Here is an 18568-nt window from a genome sequence, read left to right as displayed (position 1 = left end):
GTCGGCCTATCGACGCACGACCAGATAAAGGCCCACGGCGACCATGATCCCGGCCGGCCAATGGCCCAGCTCGTTCAACGGCCCACCGGCTGCGAGCACCGCGCCACCGCCCAGGTGCGCCGCGCCCAGCAGGCGCAGGAACCAGTCGTCCTTGCGCTGGTGCCACGGCGGCGCCGGGTCCTTGGCGTGGGGCTGGGACATGCGCTCGAGCAGGTCGCGGGTCATGTTGGCCAGGTGCGGTAGCTGCTCGACCTGGCTTTGCAGGTTGCCCAGCAGGGTTTTCGGGCTGACGCGCTCGCGCATCCAGCGTTCGAGGAACGGTTGCGCGGTGTTCCACAGGTCCAGGTCCGGGTACAGCTGGCGGCCCAGGCCTTCGATATTGAGCAGGGTCTTTTGCAGCAGCACCAGTTGTGGCTGCACTTCCATATTGAAGCGTCGTGCGGTCTGGAACAGGCGCATCAGTACCTGGCCGAATGAAATATCTTTTAACGGTTTTTCGAAGATCGGCTCGCACACGGTGCGGATTGCTGCCTCGAACTCATTGAGCTTGGTTTCGGCCGGCACCCAGCCCGAATCGATGTGCAATTGCGCCACGCGCCGGTAGTCACGCTTGAAGAAGGCAAACAGGTTGCGCGCCAGGTAGTCCTGGTCCTCGGGGGTGAGGCTGCCGACGATGCCGCAGTCGATCGCGATGTACTGCGGGCTCCATGGATTTACCGTGCTGACGAAGATATTGCCGGGGTGCATGTCGGCGTGGAAGAAGCTGTCGCGAAACACCTGGGTGAAGAAAATCTCCACACCACGCTCGGCGAGCATCTTCATGTCGGTGCGCTGGTCGGCCAGGGTCGCCAGGTCCGTGACCTGCACGCCGTAGATGCGCTCCATCACCAGCACCTTTGGCCGGCACCAGTCCCAATAGACCTGCGGCACGTACAGCAGTGGCGAGCCTTCGAAGTTGCGCTTGAGCTGGCTGGCGTTGGCTGCTTCACGCAACAGGTCGAGTTCGTCGTAGATGGTTTTTTCGTAGTCGGCGACCACATCCACCGGGTGCAACAGGCGCGCATCGGCAGAGAAGCGCTCGGCGGCGCGGGCCAGAATGAACAGCCACGCCAGGTCCTGGCCGATGATCGGCTTGAGGCCAGGGCGGATCACCTTGACCACCACCTCTTCGCCGGTTTTAAGCTGCGCGGCGTGCACCTGGGCAACCGAGGCCGAGGCCAGGGGCTCGACGTCGAAACGGCTGAACACTTCGCTGATTTTCTTGCCCAGCTGTTCTTCGATCAGCTTCATCGACTGCTGTGAGTCGAACGGCGGCACGCGGTCCTGCAACAGCATCAGCTCGTCGGCGATATCCTCGGGTAGCAGGTCGCGACGGGTCGACAGGATCTGCCCGAACTTGATGAAGATCGGCCCCAGGTCCTGCAAGGCCAGGCGCAGGCGTGCGCCACGGCTCAGGTCCAGGGTCTTGCGCGGGAACCAGCGCCACGGCAGCACGTAGCGCACGGCCAGCAACAACCACGGCAGCGGCAGGGCGAACAGCAGGTCATCGAGGCGGTAGCGAATGACGACGCGTTGGATTCGGAACAGACGGCGGACGGCGAGCAGCTTCATGCGTTATCGCTTGGATCAAGGGAGCGGCTCAGGCGCTCGAAGCGCGCCTCAAGCCGTTCCAGGTCGAGTTTGGCCTGGTCGAGTTCACGAAAGCGCGCTTCGGCTTCCCGTTGTCCGACGAGGGTGCGCGATTCTTCGCTCAGGTATTCGGCGAGGTTCTGATTGAGGCTGGCGAAACCCTGCTGGTACCAGCGCGAACGGCTGCGCAGGTGCCCGCTGATCAACTGGGTCGCCACCGGGCCGAGCCAGCGCGACAGCTCGTATTCCCAGTCCAGCTCCAGGTCTTGCAGCACGGCGGCCAGGTCCATCAGCACCGCGCTGTCGCCTTCAAGGGTTACCTCGGGGCCGTGCAGGATCGCGGTCTTGTCACGGCTCAAGGCCAGGCGCAGCAGGCTCGCCGCCGGTGCACGCAGGGTGCAGTCGGCATCGGCGGCCCAGTGCGCGGCGAGCATCAGGCCTTCGTCGCTGGGCAGGATAAACAGCTGCAAGGCCGGGCTGCTGCAATCGACGGCAATGATCTTGCCGTTCAGGTGCGCCAGCCGTGCCAGGGCGGTGCTGTCCAGGCGCAGGACACGGTTGAGGCCGTGTTCGACACTGGCGAGAAGGCCCGTGAACAACATCAGGGCTTGATGCCGCGATGCAGGGCGACGATACCGGAGGTCATGTTGTGATAGGTCACGCGGTCGAAGCCGGCCTCGACCATCATCGACTTCAGGGTTTCCTGGTTGGGGTGCATGCGGATCGACTCGGCCAGGTAGCGATAGCTCTCGGCATCATTGGTGATCAGCTTGCCCATCAACGGCATGAAGGCGAACGAGTAGGTGTCGTAGACCTTGGACATCAGCGCGTTGGTCGGCTTGGAGAACTCCAGCACCAGCAGGCGACCACCGGGCTTGAGCACCCGCAGCATCGAGCGCAGGGCGTCTTCCTTGTGGGTCACGTTGCGCAGGCCGAAGGCGATGGTCACGCAGTCGAAATGGTTGTCGGGGAACGGCAGCTTTTCAGCGTCGGCCTGGACGAACTCGATGTTGCCGGCCACGCCCTTGTCCAGTAGGCGATCGCGGCCCACCTTGAGCATCGAGCCGTTGATGTCGGCCAATACCACCTGGCCGGTGGGGCCAACGAGCTTGGAGAACTTGGCGGCCAGGTCGCCGGTGCCACCGGCGATATCCAGCACCCGGTTGCCGGTGCGCACGCCGGACAACTCGATGGTGAACCGTTTCCACAGGCGGTGCATGCCGCCCGACAGCACGTCGTTCATCAGGTCGTACTTGGCGGCCACGGAGTGGAACACTTCAGCGACTTTTTCCGCTTTCTGGCTTTCCGGGACGTTCTTGAAGCCGAAGTGAGTGGTGGGTTCGGCATCGCTGCCTTTGCGCTGATCAGTCATATCGCTGTCACCAAAAGAGAATGGGGGCATTCTAATCCCCAAGGCATGCTTTGTCTTGGCAAGGCTGAAGGTAAGATAGGTGGCCGCCGAGACCTTTTGCCGCATGGCGGGTGAGCAGGGTGCTCAATACGTCTTTATAACGAGGAGTCATTCAAATGGCCCGCATACAGATTGAACGTGCCCACGCACTGGGTAAGGAAGCTGCCAGGGCGAAAGCCGAGAAGTTGGCGCATAAACTCAAGGAACAATATGGCCTGGAGCCATCTTGGTCTGGCGACACGTTGAACCTCAAGCGTTCCGGCGTCAAAGGCACGCTGAAAGTGGCCGAGGATTCGTTAAGGATTGAAGTGGAACTGGGCCTGTTGATGTCGGCCATGAGTGGCACCATCAAGTCCGAAATCGAGAAGGCCCTGGATAAAGCCCTGGCCTGATCTGCGACTGCGCGCCGCATTGGCTGGCGGCTCATTGTGCTGTTCTTAGGGTGCCGATTCTAATTTTTCTCCCTACTTTGTACTCAGCCCTCAACTCCTGTGGGCAGTTCCTCCACCCTTTTATGCGTGAGGTGCACCATGGCCAAAGTTATTTTGAAGAAAAAAATCGACACCCAAATCAGCGCTCTGAGCGACGTTAAAACCTATGCTCGCAAGATCTGGCTGGCGGGTTTGGGGGCTTACGCGAAGGTCGGCAGCGAAGGCAGCGAGTACTTCAAGGAACTCGTTAAGACCGGTCAACATGTTGAAAGCAAAGGCAAAAAAGTTGTGAATGAACAACTTGATGCTGCCAACAGTCAGATTGATTACGTTAAGAGCAATGTCTCCAGCGTCAAAGGTCGCGTGGAAGTGCAACTGGATAAAGTCGAGAAGGCTTTTGACGCGCGTGTTGCAAGTGCCTTGAATCGAATCGGCATTGCGTCTAAACATGACGTGGAGACACTCTCTGCTAAGCTCGATGAGCTAACGGCATTGCTCGAACGTGTCGCGCGTAAACACTAAGGAGACATCGGATGGCTGTTAAAAAGACTACTCAGAAAGAAGGCAGCTCTTGGGTCGGGAAAGTTGAAGAATACTCCCGCAAGATCTGGCTGGCTGGTTTAGGCGTGTACTCGAAGATCGACAGTGACGGCAGCAAACTCTTCGAGACTTTGGTTAAAGACGGCGAGAAGGCCGAGAAGTTGACCAAGAGCACAGTCGGTAAACAAGTAGATGCGGCCAAGGCGAGCGCGAGTTCGGCCAAGTCCCGTATCAGTGATGCAAAAAAGCAGGTACTGGGTACTTGGGGCGAACTTGAAGGTGCACTCGACAAGCGCCTGAACAGTGCTATTTCGCGCCTGGGCGTGCCGAGCCGCAATGAAGTGAAGGCACTGCACAGCAAGGTCGATACCCTGACCAAGCAAATCGAAAAGCTGACCGGCGCTAAAGTCGCTCCCGTCAAAGCAGCGGCCAAGCCTGCTGCCAAGCCGGCCGCGAAAACGGCTGCGGCCAAACCTGCGGCGAAAACCGCGGCCAAGCCACTGGTCAAGGCCGCGGCCAAGCCAGCCGCTAAACCTGCAGCCAAGCCAGCGGCGAAAACGGCAGCAGCCAAACCTGCCGCCAAGCCTGCTGCCAAGAAGCCAGTAGCGGCTAAAGCTGCTGCAAAACCAGCGGCCAAGCCGGCAGCGAAACCTGCTGCCAAGCCTGTGGCAAAAACGGCTGCGGCCAAGCCGGCTGCCAAGCCAGTGGCAGCAAAACCCGCTGCCAAACCGGCCGCCGCGAAGCCTGCAGCCAAGCCAGCAGCGGCAAAACCTGCGGCAAAGCCAGCAGCGAAAAAGCCGGCCGTAGCCAAGAAACCTGCAACGCCCAAGCCTGCTGTAGCGGCCAAGCCTGCAACCCCGGCACCTGCGACCAACTCGGCCACCGCGCCGACGCCCGCCGCAGCGACCCCGACTGTAACGCCGGCCACCCCGACGCCATCCAGTCAGTCCTGATTCACGGGACGTATAAAAACGCCCGGCCTGCAAAGGTCGGGCGTTTTACTGGGTGCTTGCAACAACACATTCCTAATGTGTGTGGGCTTGTGTGGGAGCGGGCTTGCCCGCGATAGCGGTGTATCAGTGCCAGATTTGTTGGCTGACCCACCGCAATCGCGAGCAAGCCCGCTCCCACATTTCTAGTCCGTGTCGTCCAGGTAGCGCAGAGCAAAACGCTCGGTAGCCAACCGCGCCGGCATCAACAGATGCGGCGCCACCAGCATCATCACTTGATACACCGCCACCCGCACCTCGGCCTCGCGATCGAGGATGCGCTGGTAATCCAGGGAAAACAGCAGGGTCATGGTGATCTGCTCCACCAACTGCCCCAGTGCCTGGGTATCGCTGACCAACTGCCCTTCGGCCTTGAGCCGCGCCAGCAGCGAAGCCAGGGTGCGCTTGAGCGCGGTCAGCAGGTTGCGAATGCCCTTGGCTAGCTTGGGCAAGCGCCCGGCCAGGTTCGACAGGTCCTGGAACAGGAACCGATAGTGCGCCATGCGCTCGACGATCAAGTGCAGGAACAGCCAGTAATCCTCCGGTGCCAACTGCACATCGGCCGGCGGGTCGAGCAGCGGCGCCAACTCCCCCTGAAAACGCTCGAACAGCCCCAGTACCAGGGGTTCCTTGCCATGGAAGTGGTAATAGAGGTTGCCGGGGCTGATCCCCATTTCATTGGCCACCTCCATGGTTGAAACATTTGGTTCGCCCTTGTGGTTGAACAACAGCAGGGCACATTCAAGGATCCGGTCGCGGGTTTTCATCCAGTCTTCTTAGTCTGATCGTTGAGCTCAGCGCACTCGCACATAAGTGCCCGGCGCCGCTTCCATCGGTGGGTAGTTCTGGTTGCCCAGGGCCGTCAGGGTTTCGCGCTGCACCCCGGAGCGTTGTTGGATCCACTCAAGCCACTGCGGCCACCAACTGCCCTCGATGTGGCTGGCGTCGTAGTACCAGGCGCGGGGGTCGCTGCTCAGCTTGAGGTTCTCGACAAAATTCGCCTTGGGATTGCCGGGCGGGTTGAGGATGCTCTGGATATGCCCGCTGTTGGAGAGCACGAAGCGCTTGTCGCCGCCCAGCAGCAAGGTTGAGCGGTAGACCGCGTCCCAGGGCGTGATGTGATCGTTGATCCCTGCCACGCTAAAGCTGTCCACCGTGACTTTCTGCAAGTCGATGGGCGTGCCGCAGACTTCCAGGCCACCGGGGTGGCTCAGTGGGTTGTGCTTGAAAAAATCCAGCAGATCGCCGTGCAAGGCTGCCGGCAGGCGGGTGTTGTCGTTGTTCCAGTACAGGATGTCGAACGCCGGTGGCTCCTTGCCGAGCAGGTAGTTGTTGATCCAGTAATTCCAGATCAGATCATTGGGGCGCATCCAGGCGAAGACCTTGGCCATGTCGCGGCCATCCAGCACGCCCTGTTGATAGGAGCGGCGCTTGGCCGCTTCCAGGGTCTGTTCGTCGGCAAACAGCATGGCGGGGCTGTCGATCTGGCTGTCCAGCAGGCTTACCAGGTAGGTGGCACTGGCGACCCGCCGTTGTTGGCGCTTGGCTTGCAGATGGCCTTGCAGGGCGGCGATGGTCAGGCCCCCGGCGCAGGCGCCCATCAGGTTCACTTCACGGGCGCCGCTGATCGCCCGGCAGATGTTCAGGGCCTCTTCCAGGGCCGCCACGTAGGTCGACAGGCCCCACTCGCGATGGCGCACGTCGGGGTTGCGCCAACTGACCATAAACACCTGCAGGCCGTTTTTCAGGGCGTACTGCACGAAGCTGTTGGCGGGGCTCAAATCGAAAATGTAGTACTTGTTGATTTGCGGCGGCACCACCAGCAGCGGCTTGGCGTACTGTTTTTCGCTCATGGGCTTGTACTGGATCAGCTCCAGCAGTTCATTGCGAAACACCACCGAGCCAGGCGTGGTGGCCACCGTCTTGCCGACCTCGAAGGCCTGCTTGGTGACCTGGCGCGGCAGGCCGTTGTTGTGCAGCAAGTCATCGAACAGGTTGCTCATGCCACGCACCACGCTGTTGCCGCCAGAGTTGAGCAACTCCTTGATCGCCAGCGGGTTGAGCAGGGTGTTGGACGGCGACACCGCATCGTTGAGCAACGAGAAGGCAAAATGCGCCCGCGCGCGGTCGTCTTCGCTCAGGCTGCTGTCGTCGATCCAATGCCGGGTCTGTTTCTGCCAGCTCAAATAGGCTTGCAGGCTGCGCCGGTACAGGGGGTTGAGGGTCCAGGTGGGGTCGGCGAAGCGGCTGTCGTGGGGGTTGGGTTCGTGCACGGTTTCACCCAGTAGTACCCGGCCCAATTGCCCACCCAATGCCAAAGCATGCCGCGCGCTGTGCAGCGGGTTGCGCAAGCCATGGGCGGCGACACTGCGCAGGGTCGACAGCAGATCCCGGCCGCGCAGCCCGGTGATCGCACTTTGTGCATTGATGAACGCGGCGGGTGTAGGCGCCGGGACGTTTACGGGTCGGTCACGCATGGGTCAACACTCCTTCGTCAATTCGCCAACAAGCACGCCAATTCAGAACCATAGTCGGTTCTGGCCAAGTTGCGCGTAGGGGTCGTCCTGACCCGATACCGCTCAGGTGTTGCTATAGGGCGCCGGCTGCGGATGGATCACCGCACGCAGGCGTTCCTCCTGGAGAAACTTCATGATGATCGGTGCCACGGCTTCGGCCCGGGTGATCAGGAACAGATGGCCATCGTCGATGATGTGCAGTTGGGCATTGGGAATGCGCCAGGCCAGCATGCGCATGTTGACCAGCGGGATCAGTGGGTCGTCGTCGCCGGCCAGTACCAGGGTCGGTTGCTTGATCTTGTGCAGCCAGTGAATGCTGGTCCAGCCCAGGCCCGCAAACAGTTGCCAGTAGTAGCCCAGCTTGCCGGCCGAACGCACCTTGCTCGCGTGTTCGGCGGCCAGTTTCGAGTCGCGGCGGAACGAGCCGCCATAAATCATCGGTGCGATACGCACCACATGGGACGGTTGGATGTAGCGCCGCGGGCTGGCCATCAGCCATAGCACTTTCGGCTTGCCGGGTACCATAAAGGCGCCGGCGGCGGTGGCGGCGAGGATCAGCTTTTTGCAGCGTTCCGGGTAGTCGTAGGCAAACTGCTGCGCCAGGGCGCCGCCCCAGGAAACCCCCACGGCATTGACCTGGCCATAGTCCAGGTAATCGAGCATGCGCGCGGTGAGTTTGGCCAGGCCGGGAAAACGATAGGGGCGGCTGGGTGTCGACGACCCGCCGACGCCGGGTACGTCGAAGGCAATCACTTCCAGGTCCGGGTCCAGGGCCTGGACGAACGGAAACACCAGCTCAAGGTTGGCGCCGATGCCGTTGAAAATCAGCAATGGCGTCAAGTGAGACTTGCCCGGTCGTACCGCCGTGCGGATGGTCTGGCCATCCAGGTCGATGGTACGGAAGATGAACGGTTGCGGCATGCTCAAGCCCTGTGAAGTGTTACTGCTGGAATGCGGCCCATGCGGGAGCAGGTGTGTGTGGGAGCGGGCTTGCCCGCGATGGCATCAACTCGGCCTGACAGATACACCGTGTTGCCTGCATCGCGAGCAAGCCCGCTCCCACCCTGACCGAGTTCCCACATTTGATCTCATTGCAATCACACAAAAGTGTGGCCTTAGCGCTCGTGAACGTATGTGCCTGGCGCAGCCTCTGCTGCTGCGTAGGCCTTGTTACCCAAAATCGTAGGGGACTTCTTGAGCTTGCCTGAACGCTCACCCACCCATCCCTGCCAGTGCAGCCACCACGAGTCGGTATGCTTGGTGGCGTTTTCCTGCCAGTCCAATGCCTTCTCGCCCATGCTCTCGCTGGTCTGGTAACGCGCCTTGGGGTTGCCGGGCGGGTTGAGGATGCTTTGGATATGCCCGCTGCTGGACAGCACGAACTCGACCTTGCCGCCAAACAACTGCGCCGACTTGTAGCAGGACTGCCACGGCGTGATGTGGTCATTGGTGCCCGCCAGCGAGTAGATGTCGGCTGTCACCTGCTTGAGGTCAATCGGGGTGCCGCACACTTCCAGGGCATTGGCCCGCACCAGCGGGTTGTTTTTGAACAGTTCGATCAAGTCGCCGTGGAAGGCTGCCGGCAGGCGCGTGGTGTCGTTGTTCCAGAACAGGATGTCGAACACCGGCGGCTCATTGCCCAGCAGGTAGTTGTTGACCCAGTAGTTCCAGATCAGGTCATTGGGGCGCATCCAGGCAAACACCTTGGCCATGTCCCGGCCTTCCAGCACGCCGGCCTGATACGAATGGCGCTTGGCCGCTTCCAGGGTCTGTTCGTCGACGAACAGGGCCACCTGGGTGTCGAGGGTGGTGTCCAGCACGCTCACCAGCAAGGTCAGGGCGTTGACCTTCTTCTCGCCCAGCGCCGCGTAGTGGCCCAGCAGCGCGGTGCAGGTGATGCCACCCGAACAGGCGCCGAGCATGTTGATGTCCTTGCTGCCGGTAATCGCCGTGACCACATCGACCGCCTCTTTCAGCGCTTCGATATAGGTCGACAGGCCCCATTCGCGCTGGGCCTTGGTGGGATTGCGCCAACTGACGATAAAGGTTTGCTGGTTATTGCGCAGGCAGAAACGCGCCAGGCTCTTGTCCGGGCTCAGGTCGAACACATAAAACTTGTTGATCTGCGGCGGCACCACCAGCAGCGGGCGCTCGTACACCTGTTCGGTGATCGGCTTGTACTGGATCAGCTCCAGCACGTCATTGCGAAACACCACCGCGCCTTCGCTGGTGCCCAGGCTCTTGCCCACTTCAAAGGCGCCCATGTTCACCTGGCTCGGCATGCCGCCGTTGTGCACCAGGTCCTTGGCCAGGTGCGAGAGGCCATCGAGCAGGCTCTTGCCACCGGTTTCAAAGAAGCGTTTGACGGCGGCCGGGTTAGCGGCGCTGTTAGTCGGCGCCATGGCCTCGGTCATCAGGTTGATGACGAAGTGGCCGCGGCTGATGTCCTGCTCCGACAGGTTGCTGTCGCCGATCCAGTCGTGCAGCTCCTTGCGCCACGCCAGATAGGTTTGCAGGTAGCGTTTGTAGAGCGGGTTCTGGCTCCACGCCGGGTCATTGAAGCGACGGTCATCGCTCTCGGGGGCAAGCTCGGACTTGCCGAACACCACATTCTTCAATTCGACGCCAAAGTGGGCGACGTGCTTGACGCTGTGCAGCGGTTGCTTGATGGCCTGGGTCAGCACCATGCGCGCAGAAGCCAGTAAATCCTTTTTCCGTAATGCGATGATCGGGTTGAGCCCCAGGGTGTTTTCCGAGGCCTGGCGTTTCAAGTCATCGTTATTCTTGTTACTCATCTACGACGCTCCATTGTCCGAAAGACGAGTACCGGGTACCGCTGTGCTCCCAATTATCGAGGCACAACACAAGCCTGGTACTGCTGCTCGGGTGACCGTAAATACCGCATCGTCAAATGCAGGGAACTTGCCAATTCCATTGGTTACCCGAGTTTAATTTTTTTCGCAAGCGGGCCAATCTTTGGCCACACGGAGGGGCATTCAAGCAGATGAAATTAGAAAATGCCCACTAATGAGCAAGAGGCTTGAGTTAGAGCATCAGCTTGACGACGGACTGGCTCGGGTCACGGGTTTTTCCGGCCGCCTTGAGCTCGGCAAGATAATCGGCCCACAGCTCGTCCTGACGTACGGCGAGTTGGTAGAGGTAGTCCCAAGTGAACAGTCCGCTGTCATGACCGTCGTCGAAGGTCAATTTCAGTGCGTACTGCCCGGCAGGTTCGATCTTGGTCAGGCCGACATTCAGCTTGCCAAATTGCAGGATCGGTTTGCCGTGGCCCTGGACCTCGGCTGAAGGGGAGTGGACCCGCAGCAGTTCGGCGCTCAGGTGATAGACCTCGTCGGGGCCGTAGGTCAGCGAGAGGGTCTTGGAGGCTTTGTGCAGGTTGATGGCGGTAGGCAGTTTGGTCATTTGGGGAACCGCTCAGAGATGATCCTGAAGGAACCGGCTTTAAAATGTGGGAGCGGGCTTGCTCGCGAATGCGGTGGGTCAGTCACCGTTGCATAAACTGACCCACCGCATTCGCGAGCAAGCCCGCTCCCACTTTAAAAAAGCAGAGCGGTTCCTGCGTAAGCCTTACAGGATATAACGAGACAGGTCTTCGTTCTGCGCCAATTCGCCCAGGTGGCTGTTGACGTAGTCGGCGTCGATCCTGATTGCTACGCCATTCTGCGCGCCCGCCATGTCGCCGGCGCTGAAGGACACTTCCTCAAGCAGGCGCTCAAGCAGGGTGTGCAGGCGACGGGCACCGATGTTCTCGGTCTTCTCGTTGACCTGCCAGGCAATTTCCGCCAGGCGCTTGATGCCATCCGGCAGGAACTCGATCCCCAGGCCTTCGGTTTTGAGCAGCTCGCGGTATTGCTCGGTCAGCGAAGCATGCGGTTCGCTGAGGATGCGTTCGAAGTCGCCCGGCGTCAGGGCCTTGAGCTCCACGCGAATCGGCAGGCGGCCTTGCAGCTCGGGCACCAGGTCGCTGGGCTTGCTCAGGTGGAACGCACCGGAAGCGATAAACAGGATGTGGTCAGTCTTGACCATGCCCAGCTTGGTATTGACCGTGCAGCCTTCGATCAGCGGCAGCAGGTCGCGCTGCACGCCTTCGCGGGATACATCGACGCCACCGGAATTGCCGCGCTTGGCCACCTTGTCGATCTCGTCGATAAACACGATGCCGTGCTGCTCGACCGCTTCCAGGGCCTTGGCCTTGAGCTCTTCCTCGTTGACCAGGCGCCCGGCTTCTTCGTCACGCACCAGCTTGAGCGCGTCCTTGACCTTGAGCTTGCGGTTTTTCTTCTTGCCCTTGCCCATGTTGGCGAACAGGTTCTGCAGCTGGCTGGTCATTTCTTCCATGCCGGGCGGTGCAGAGATGTCGACGCCGGCGCTTTCGGCGACTTCGATCTCGATTTCCTTGTCGTCCAACTGGCCTTCACGCAGGCGCTTGCGGAACAGCTGGCGCGTGTTGGAATCCGAGGCGGGGGCGGCGTCTTCATTGAAGCCCGTGCGTGCCGGTGGCAGCAGGGCATCGAGGATGCGTTCTTCGGCGGCGTCTTCGGCGCGGTGGCTGACCTTGGTCATTTCCTGTTCGCGCAAAAGTTTCAGGGCGGCGTCGGCCAGGTCTCGGATGATCGACTCGACGTCGCGGCCCACATAGCCGACTTCGGTGAACTTGGTCGCTTCGACCTTGATGAACGGTGCGTTGGCCAGCTTGGCCAGGCGCCGGGCGATCTCGGTCTTGCCGACACCGGTCGGGCCGATCATCAGGATGTTCTTGGGGGTTACTTCAACGCGCAATTCTTCGGGCAGTTGCATCCGGCGCCAGCGGTTACGCAGGGCGATGGCAACGGCGCGCTTGGCATCGTCCTGGCCGATGATATGGCGATTGAGTTCGTGGACGATTTCGCGGGGAGTCATGGACATAGTGGTGTGTGGTCCTCAAGCAGGAACAAGCCGACGGCTTATTCCGCGAGGTCCTGCTCCTCAATGGTCAGGTTGTGGTTGGTGAACACGCAGATATCGCCGGCGATACCGAGGGCGGTCTCGACGATTTCCCGGGCCGACAGGTCGGTTTTTTTCAGCAGGGCGCTGGCTGCGGCCTGGGCATAACCACCGCCGGAACCCATGGCGATCAGGCCGTTCTCGGGCTCCACCACGTCACCGTTGCCGGTGATGATCAAGGAGGCGTCTTTGTTGGCGACGGCGAGCATGGCTTCGAGGCGGCTGAGGGAGCGATCGGTGCGCCACTCCTTGGCCAGTTCGACGGCGGCACGCACCAGATGGCCCTGGTGTTTTTCCAGCTGGCCTTCAAAACGTTCGAATAAGGTAAAGGCGTCAGCGGTGGCACCTGCAAAACCGGCGAGGACCTGGCCGTGGTACAGGCGGCGCACTTTTTTGGCGTTGCCTTTCATCACGGTATTACCAAGGGAAACCTGGCCGTCGCCGCCCATGACGACTTTGCCGTGGCGACGAACTGAAACGATGGTGGTCAAGGGGAGAGTCTCCACGCTGCGGGGCGAAAATGCCCTGATGGAACTCATATGGGGGTGGCGGGGGAGATTTCAACCGTAGGAAGGGTGCGCGGACGAGTGGTGTCTAGCGGGCTGGCACAGGCTCAAGAGCACTATAAAACCAATGTGGGAGCTGGCTTGCCTGCGATCGCGGTGCACCCGTCACTGAAAATATTGACTGATACACCGTCATCGCAGGCAAGCCAGCTCCCACATCTGATCCATGTTGCCTGTGGCTCAACGGCTCTGGCGTTGTTGTAACAACAGGTTGCTAAAGCCCGCACCCGCCAGCTGCTTCTGGGCCACGGTCAGCTGTTCACGATTGCTGAACGGTCCCACCAGCACGCGATACCAGGTCGCTTCCTTCACCGTCCCGGATTCCACCGTCACCGTCTGCCCGAGCAGGATAATCTGCGCCCGCACCCGGTCCGCATCCGCCTGCTTGGGGAACGAGCCCGCCTGCAGGAAGAACTTGGTGACCGGCGCCGCCTTGGTAGTGGCCACCGGTGGTGCCGGCGGCGGGGTAATCCCGGCCAACGCCGCCTGGGCTCGTGCGGTGTCGATCTTGGCTGCTTCCGCCGGGGTTACCGGGGTGGTCGGCACTTGCGGCGTCGGCAGGGTTTTCTCCGGCACGGCGTCTTGCGGCACGATCACTTCCGATTCCGGCAGCAGCGTATAGAAGTCGTATTTCGGCTTCACAGGCGCGGTTGGGCTCGGCGGTGTCTTGTTCGCTTCGGCGATCTTGCTGGCCTTCTGCTGCTCCTGCTTGACCCGCTTGACGTCTTCGCCCTGGCCCGGCTCCAGTTTCATCAGGAACACGATAAACGCACCGACCGACAGGCCGATGGCCAGCCACATCCAGCCCGGGATCGGTTGTTTGGCCGGTGCCTGGTAGCGGCTGGCGCCACGCTTGGGTGCAGGTTTTTTCTTGGCTGCCAACTTACATACGCTCCAGAGTTTCCAGGCCCAACAGTTCCAGGCCTTGCTTGAGGGTCCGTCCAGCCAGTGCGGCGAGGCGCAGGCGGCTTTGCTTTTGCGTTTCGTCGTCGGCGCTCAGGATCGGGCAGTTCTCGTAGAAGCTGGAGAACAACCCGGCGACTTCATACAGGTAGGTGCACAAAATGTGCGGGGTACCTTTCTCGCCCACGCTGTTGAGCACTTCGCCGAACTGCGCCAGCTTGGCGGCCAGGTCGTGCTCTTGCGGCGCTTGCAGGATGATCTGGCCGTCGACTTCGCTGAAATCCTTGCCCAGCTTGCGGAACACGCCCGCCACACGGGTGTAGGCATACAGCAGGTACGGCGCGGTGTTGCCTTCGAAGTTGAGCATCAGCTCGAAGTTGAAGCTGTAGTCGCTGGTGCGATGCTTGGACAGGTCGGCGTATTTCACCGCGCCGATGCCCACCACCCGGGCGATATTGCGCAGCTCGGCTTCCGCCAGTTCCGGGTTCTTTTCCTTCACCAGGTTGTAGGCACGCTCCTGGGCTTCGTTCAGCAGGTCGATCAGCTTCACGGTGCCGCCGTCGCGGGTCTTGAACGGGCGGCCATCGGCGCCGTTCATGGTGCCAAAGCCCATGTGTTCCATGTGCATCGGGTGGGTGACGAAACCGGCGCGGCGCGCCACTTCGAACACTTGCTGGAAGTGCAGGGCCTGGCGCTGGTCGACGAAATACAGCGCACGGTCGGCCTTGAGCACGCCGCTGCGGTAGCGCACGGCCGCCAGGTCGGTGGTGGCGTACAGATAGCCGCCGTCGGCCTTGACGATGATCACCGGCAGCGGCTCGCCGTCGGCGGTCTTGAATTCGTCGAGGAACACACACTGGGCGCCGTTACTCTCGACCAGCAGGCCCTTGGCCTTGAGGTCGTTGACCACATTGATCAGGTCGTCGTTGTAGGCACTTTCGCCCATCACGTCGGCCATGGTCAGCTTGACGTTCAGCAGTTCGTAGATTTTCTGGCAGTGGGACAGGGAAATATCGCGGAAACGTGCCCACAGCTCCAGGCATTCCGGGTCGCCGGCCTGCAGCTTGACCACCAGGCCACGGGCGCGGTTGGCGAACTCTTCGGATTCGTCAAAGCGCTTCTTGGCGGCGCGGTAGAAGTTTTCCAGGTCCGACAGCTCGTTGCTGGTGATGGGGTTCTCTTGCAGGTACGCCATCAGCATGCCGAACTGGGTGCCCCAGTCGCCCACGTGGTTCTGGCGGATCACGGTGTCGCCAAGAAACTCCAGGACCCGCGCCACGCCGTCGCCAATGATGGTCGAGCGCAGGTGGCCGACGTGCATTTCCTTGGCCAGGTTGGGGGCCGACAGGTCGATGGCCACGCGCTGCAGGGGGCCGGCCTTGCGCACGCCGATCTTGGCGTCGGCCAGGGCGGCGTCCAGGCGTGAAGCCAGGGCCTGGGTGTTCTGGAAAATATTGATAAAGCCTGGGCCGGCGATTTCGGCCTTGCTGACCTGTGGGTCGGCCGGCAGCGCGGCAATGATTTTTTCCGCGAGGTCGCGTGGTTTCATGCCCGCAGGCTTGGCCAGCATCATTGCGATGTTGCTGGCGAAGTCGCCGTGGGTCTTGTCTCGAGAGTTTTCCACCTGGATCGCCGGCGTCAGGCCTTCAGGCAACACACCTTCGTTGACGAGTTGGGTGAGGGCTTGTTGGATCAACTGGCGAATTGTGTCTTTCATGGTGTTCTCTTTCGACCGCAAGCGGCGGTGCGCGATGCGCAGGTGGAAAAACTGGACATTATCCGGTGCGAGGGCGGGCTTGCCAACCTTCAAGGTCCGTTACTGGACCTGCGGGCCTCATCGCGGGCAAGCCCGTTCCCACATTTTGATGTGTGAATACCGTCAAATGTGGGAGCCGGCCTGCCTGCGATAGCAATTTATATATCAGTACAAATCCACCGGATCGACATCCAACGACCATCGCACCTGTCGCCCGCTGGGCATTTGCTCCAGCGCAAGTAACCAGCTACTTAATAGCCGATGCAGCGGTGCGCGGGCGGTGGCTTGCAACAGGAGCTGAGCGCGATAACGTCCGGCGCGGCGCTCCATCGGTGCTGGCACAGGGCCCAGCAACTCGATGCCGCTCAGACCCAGCTCACCGAGCAAACGTTCAGCGGCGCTGCATGCCTCGTCCAGGAAACCTTCGGCCTGCCCCGGTTTATGGGCCTCGGCGCGCAACAGCGCAAGGTGCGCAAAGGGCGGCAAGCCGGCGGAGCGACGCTCGCTCAACGCCTGCTCGGCGAAGGCGAAATAGCCTTGTTCTGTCAGTTGAATCAGCAGGGGGTGGTCGGCCAGGTGGGTCTGGATGATCACTTTGCCAGGCTCTTCGGCGCGCCCGGCGCGGCCTGCGACCTGCACGATCAGTTGCGCCATGCGTTCGCTGGCGCGGAAGTCCCCGGAGAACAGCCCGCCGTCGGCATCCAGGATCGAGACCAGGGTCACCCGTGGGAAGTGATGGCCTTTAGCAAGCATCTGCGTGCCGACCAGGATGCACGGCTGGCCTTTCTGGATGGTGGCGAACAGCTGGTTCATCGCATCCTTGCGCGACGTACTGTCGCGGTCCACCCGCAGTACCGGGAAGTCCGGAAACAGAATCCCCAGGCGTTCCTCGGCGCGCTCGGTGCCTGCGCCCACGGGACGCAGGTCGACTTTGCCGCATTGCGGGCAGTGGCGCGGGACCCGCTCCACATGGCCGCAGTGATGGCAGCGCAGCTCGCCGGAGCGCTGGTGCACGGTCATGCGCGCATCGCAGCGGTTGCACTCGGACATCCAGCCGCAGTCGTGGCACAGCAGGGTCGGCGCAAAGCCCCGGCGATTGAGGAACACCAGCACTTGCTGGCCGGCCGCCAGGGTCTGGCCGATGGCTTGCTGCATCGGCCCGGAGATGCCGCTGTCCAGTGGCCGGCTTTTCACATCCAGGCGCAGGAAGCGCGGTTGCTTGGCGCCGCCCGCGCGCTCGTTGAGGCGCAGCAGGCCGTAGCGCCCGGTGTAGGCGTTGTGCAGGCTCTCCAGGGAGGGCGTGGCCGAGCCCAGCACAATCGGGATGTTTTCCTGGTGGGCGCGCACCAGGGCCAGGTCGCGGGCGTGGTAGCGCAGGCCTTCCTGCTGTTTATAAGAGCCGTCGTGTTCTTCGTCGATGATGATCAGGCCGGGACTTTTCATCGGCGTGAACAGCGCCGAACGGGTGCCGATAATAATGTCGGCCTCGCCGTCCCGGGCGGCCAGCCAGGATTCCAGGCGTTCGCGGTCGTTGACGGCCGAGTGCACCAGGGCGATCCGCGCATTGAAACGCTGCTCGAAGCGCGCCAGGGTCTGGGGGCCGAGGTTGATCTCGGGGATCAGCACCAGGGCCTGCTTGCCGGCCTCCAGGGTTTCGCGGATCAGTTGCAAATAGACTTCGGTCTTGCCGCTGCCGGTGACGCCGGCCAGCAGGAACGCGTGGAAGCTGTCGGCGCCGGCGCTGATGGCCTCAAACGCGGCGCGTTGTTCCGGGTTCAGTGGCAGTTCCGGTTGTGCCAGCCAGTGCTCGTGGCGCTCGCCGGGGGCGTGGCGGCGGATTTCCACCTGCACCAGGTCCTTGGCCAGCAACAGGTCGAGGCTGTCCTTGCTCAGCATCAGTTTGCTCAGCAATTGGTGCGCCACGCCATGTGGATGCTGCGCCAGGGTGGCCAGGGCCTCGCGCTGGCGCGGGGCGCGGGCGATGCGCGGGTCGTCCAGGCGCGCGCCGGGCGTTATCGACCAGAAGCGCTCCTGGCGGGTCTCGGCCAGCTCGCCCTGGCGCAACAGCACTGGCAACGCCCAGCTCAAGGTGTCGCCCAGGCTGTGCTGGTAATACTGGGAAGTCCACAGGCACAGCTTGAACAGCGACGCCGGCAGTGGCGGCGTGGCGTCCAGGATGGCCAGGGCCGGCTTGAGCTTTTCTGCCGGCACTTCGCTGTGGTCCGCCACTTCGATCAGAATCCCGATCATCTCCCGCCGGCCAAACGGTACGCGCACGCGCATCCCCGGCTGCAACTGCGACCTTACGACACCCGCAGGCGCCCGATAATCGAAGAGGCGGCGCAGGGGCGAGGGCAGGGCGAGGCGCAAAATGGCGTCGGGCACGCGGGAGGTTCTCATATGGCAGACGGTGAAGAAGGGCGCGAGCCTAGCAGACCCGCAGGGGAGTGTCCTGCCACAGTTTCTGATGAAAGGGGGCATGGCGGCGCTTGCGTGATTAAAAAGCTCTGGTAGAATCCGCGGCCTAATTACGTGCGGTATTCGACAATAGTGTCGAGTGGCGGCACGCTAGCCTGAGGAAGACACCATGAAAGCCGATATCCATCCAGCGTACGAAACCATCCAAGTTACTTGCAGCTGCGGCAACAAGTTCGAAACTCGTTCGAACCTGTGCAAGCCACTGGGTACTGACGTATGCAACGAGTGCCACCCGTTCTACACCGGTAAGCAGAAGACTCTGGATACTGGCGGCCGTGTACAGCGCTTCGCCGACCGTTTCGGTGCTTTCGGCAAGAAAGCTCCAGCTGCTGCAGAGTAAGGTTC

General features: G+C 61.6%; 17 protein-coding genes. 4 read left to right on the top strand and 13 right to left on the bottom strand.

Going from position 1 to position 18568, the window contains the following annotated elements; genetic code table 11:
* Window positions 1–6: 6 nt before the first annotated feature.
* From ubiB to ubiE, 3 genes are read right to left on the bottom strand one after another with little or no spacing between them, the layout of a single operon-like run.
* Window positions 7–1611 carry a ubiquinone biosynthesis regulatory protein kinase UbiB gene (ubiB, locus tag HBO19_RS19800; protein WP_169952416.1) on the bottom strand — a complete coding sequence of 535 codons (1605 nt, stop codon included), beginning with the start codon at window positions 1609–1611 and terminating at the stop codon, window positions 7–9.
* Window positions 1608–2231, bottom strand: coding sequence for an SCP2 sterol-binding domain-containing protein (locus HBO19_RS19795; RefSeq protein WP_170058127.1), 624 nt, complete (start codon window positions 2229–2231; stop codon window positions 1608–1610). The genes ubiB and HBO19_RS19795 overlap by 4 nt, the downstream gene beginning before the upstream one ends.
* A complete protein-coding gene (ubiE, locus tag HBO19_RS19790) occupies window positions 2231–3001 on the bottom strand; it encodes a bifunctional demethylmenaquinone methyltransferase/2-methoxy-6-polyprenyl-1,4-benzoquinol methylase UbiE (protein ID WP_003209306.1) in 771 nt (256 codons plus the stop codon). The genes HBO19_RS19795 and ubiE overlap by 1 nt, the downstream gene beginning before the upstream one ends.
* A gap of 155 nt (window positions 3002–3156) precedes the next feature.
* Between ubiE and HBO19_RS19785 the strand changes: the two genes are divergently transcribed.
* From HBO19_RS19785 to HBO19_RS19775, 3 genes are all read left to right on the top strand, one after another.
* Entirely contained in the window at window positions 3157–3432 is a 276-nt protein-coding gene (locus tag HBO19_RS19785; protein WP_032862236.1) for a polyhydroxyalkanoic acid system family protein, read from the top strand.
* Between the two features lie 138 nt (window positions 3433–3570).
* A complete protein-coding gene (locus HBO19_RS19780; RefSeq protein WP_076961706.1) occupies window positions 3571–3993 on the top strand; it encodes a phasin family protein in 423 nt (140 codons plus the stop codon).
* A gap of 11 nt (window positions 3994–4004) precedes the next feature.
* The gene (locus HBO19_RS19775) at window positions 4005–4964 is read left to right on the top strand and encodes a phasin family protein (RefSeq protein ID WP_169952412.1); all 960 of its coding nucleotides are present in this window, start codon (window positions 4005–4007) and stop codon (window positions 4962–4964) included.
* A 182-nt stretch (window positions 4965–5146) separates the two neighbouring features.
* Here HBO19_RS19775 and HBO19_RS19770 read toward each other — a convergent pair whose 3' ends face one another.
* From HBO19_RS19770 to HBO19_RS19725, 10 genes are all read right to left on the bottom strand, one after another.
* Complete coding sequence (locus HBO19_RS19770) at window positions 5147–5767, bottom strand: TetR/AcrR family transcriptional regulator (RefSeq protein WP_170058126.1); 621 nt, start codon at window positions 5765–5767, stop codon at window positions 5147–5149.
* Window positions 5768–5794: 27 nt separating this feature from the next.
* Complete coding sequence (gene phaC, locus HBO19_RS19765; protein ID WP_169952408.1) at window positions 5795–7477, bottom strand: class II poly(R)-hydroxyalkanoic acid synthase; 1683 nt, start codon at window positions 7475–7477, stop codon at window positions 5795–5797.
* 102 nt (window positions 7478–7579) lie between these two features.
* The gene (gene phaZ, locus HBO19_RS19760; protein WP_029296035.1) at window positions 7580–8437 is read right to left on the bottom strand and encodes a poly(3-hydroxyalkanoate) depolymerase; all 858 of its coding nucleotides are present in this window, start codon (window positions 8435–8437) and stop codon (window positions 7580–7582) included.
* Window positions 8438–8631: 194 nt separating this feature from the next.
* Window positions 8632–10311 carry a class II poly(R)-hydroxyalkanoic acid synthase gene (gene phaC, locus HBO19_RS19755; protein ID WP_170058125.1) on the bottom strand — a complete coding sequence of 560 codons (1680 nt, stop codon included), beginning with the start codon at window positions 10309–10311 and terminating at the stop codon, window positions 8632–8634.
* A gap of 250 nt (window positions 10312–10561) precedes the next feature.
* Entirely contained in the window at window positions 10562–10939 is a 378-nt protein-coding gene (locus HBO19_RS19750; RefSeq protein ID WP_169952404.1) for a DUF971 domain-containing protein, read from the bottom strand.
* Window positions 10940–11104: 165 nt separating this feature from the next.
* The gene (hslU, locus tag HBO19_RS19745) at window positions 11105–12442 is read right to left on the bottom strand and encodes an ATP-dependent protease ATPase subunit HslU (protein ID WP_169952401.1); all 1338 of its coding nucleotides are present in this window, start codon (window positions 12440–12442) and stop codon (window positions 11105–11107) included.
* A gap of 38 nt (window positions 12443–12480) precedes the next feature.
* Complete coding sequence (gene hslV, locus HBO19_RS19740; RefSeq protein WP_017738857.1) at window positions 12481–13011, bottom strand: ATP-dependent protease subunit HslV; 531 nt, start codon at window positions 13009–13011, stop codon at window positions 12481–12483.
* Window positions 13012–13266: 255 nt separating this feature from the next.
* On the bottom strand, window positions 13267–13968 hold the full coding sequence (locus tag HBO19_RS19735; protein WP_029296044.1) for an SPOR domain-containing protein: 702 nt from the start codon (window positions 13966–13968) through the stop codon (window positions 13267–13269).
* 1 nt (window position 13969) lies between these two features.
* A complete protein-coding gene (gene argS / locus HBO19_RS19730) occupies window positions 13970–15706 on the bottom strand; it encodes an arginine--tRNA ligase (RefSeq protein WP_169952399.1) in 1737 nt (578 codons plus the stop codon).
* A gap of 204 nt (window positions 15707–15910) precedes the next feature.
* A complete protein-coding gene (locus HBO19_RS19725; RefSeq protein WP_170058124.1) occupies window positions 15911–18130 on the bottom strand; it encodes a primosomal protein N' in 2220 nt (739 codons plus the stop codon).
* 202 nt (window positions 18131–18332) lie between these two features.
* On the opposite strand from HBO19_RS19725, the gene rpmE reads away from it, so the two are divergent.
* Window positions 18333–18563 carry a 50S ribosomal protein L31 gene (rpmE, locus tag HBO19_RS19720; RefSeq protein WP_029296053.1) on the top strand — a complete coding sequence of 77 codons (231 nt, stop codon included), beginning with the start codon at window positions 18333–18335 and terminating at the stop codon, window positions 18561–18563.
* Window positions 18564–18568: the final 5 nt, after the last annotated feature.

It is taken from the genome of Pseudomonas sp. WS 5021, from assembly GCF_012985535.1.
Classification (GTDB): Bacteria; Pseudomonadota; Gammaproteobacteria; order Pseudomonadales; family Pseudomonadaceae; genus Aquipseudomonas.
This window is presented reverse-complemented; position numbering and strand designations above follow the sequence as displayed.

Coding starts and splice junctions, on each gene's coding strand:
- ubiB (WP_169952416.1), bottom strand. CDS start 1,611: ATGAAGCTGCTCGCCGTCCGCCGTCTGTTCCGAATCCAACGCGTCGTC.
- HBO19_RS19795 (WP_170058127.1), bottom strand. CDS start 2,231: ATGTTGTTCACGGGCCTTCTCGCCAGTGTCGAACACGGCCTCAACCGT.
- ubiE (WP_003209306.1), bottom strand. CDS start 3,001: ATGACTGATCAGCGCAAAGGCAGCGATGCCGAACCCACCACTCACTTC.
- HBO19_RS19785 (WP_032862236.1), top strand. CDS start 3,157: ATGGCCCGCATACAGATTGAACGTGCCCACGCACTGGGTAAGGAAGCT.
- HBO19_RS19780 (WP_076961706.1), top strand. CDS start 3,571: ATGGCCAAAGTTATTTTGAAGAAAAAAATCGACACCCAAATCAGCGCT.
- HBO19_RS19775 (WP_169952412.1), top strand. CDS start 4,005: ATGGCTGTTAAAAAGACTACTCAGAAAGAAGGCAGCTCTTGGGTCGGG.
- HBO19_RS19770 (WP_170058126.1), bottom strand. CDS start 5,767: ATGAAAACCCGCGACCGGATCCTTGAATGTGCCCTGCTGTTGTTCAAC.
- phaC (WP_169952408.1), bottom strand. CDS start 7,477: ATGCGTGACCGACCCGTAAACGTCCCGGCGCCTACACCCGCCGCGTTC.
- phaZ (WP_029296035.1), bottom strand. CDS start 8,437: ATGCCGCAACCGTTCATCTTCCGTACCATCGACCTGGATGGCCAGACC.
- phaC (WP_170058125.1), bottom strand. CDS start 10,311: ATGAGTAACAAGAATAACGATGACTTGAAACGCCAGGCCTCGGAAAAC.
- HBO19_RS19750 (WP_169952404.1), bottom strand. CDS start 10,939: ATGACCAAACTGCCTACCGCCATCAACCTGCACAAAGCCTCCAAGACC.
- hslU (WP_169952401.1), bottom strand. CDS start 12,442: ATGTCCATGACTCCCCGCGAAATCGTCCACGAACTCAATCGCCATATC.
- argS (WP_169952399.1), bottom strand. CDS start 15,706: ATGAAAGACACAATTCGCCAGTTGATCCAACAAGCCCTCACCCAACTC.
- rpmE (WP_029296053.1), top strand. CDS start 18,333: ATGAAAGCCGATATCCATCCAGCGTACGAAACCATCCAAGTTACTTGC.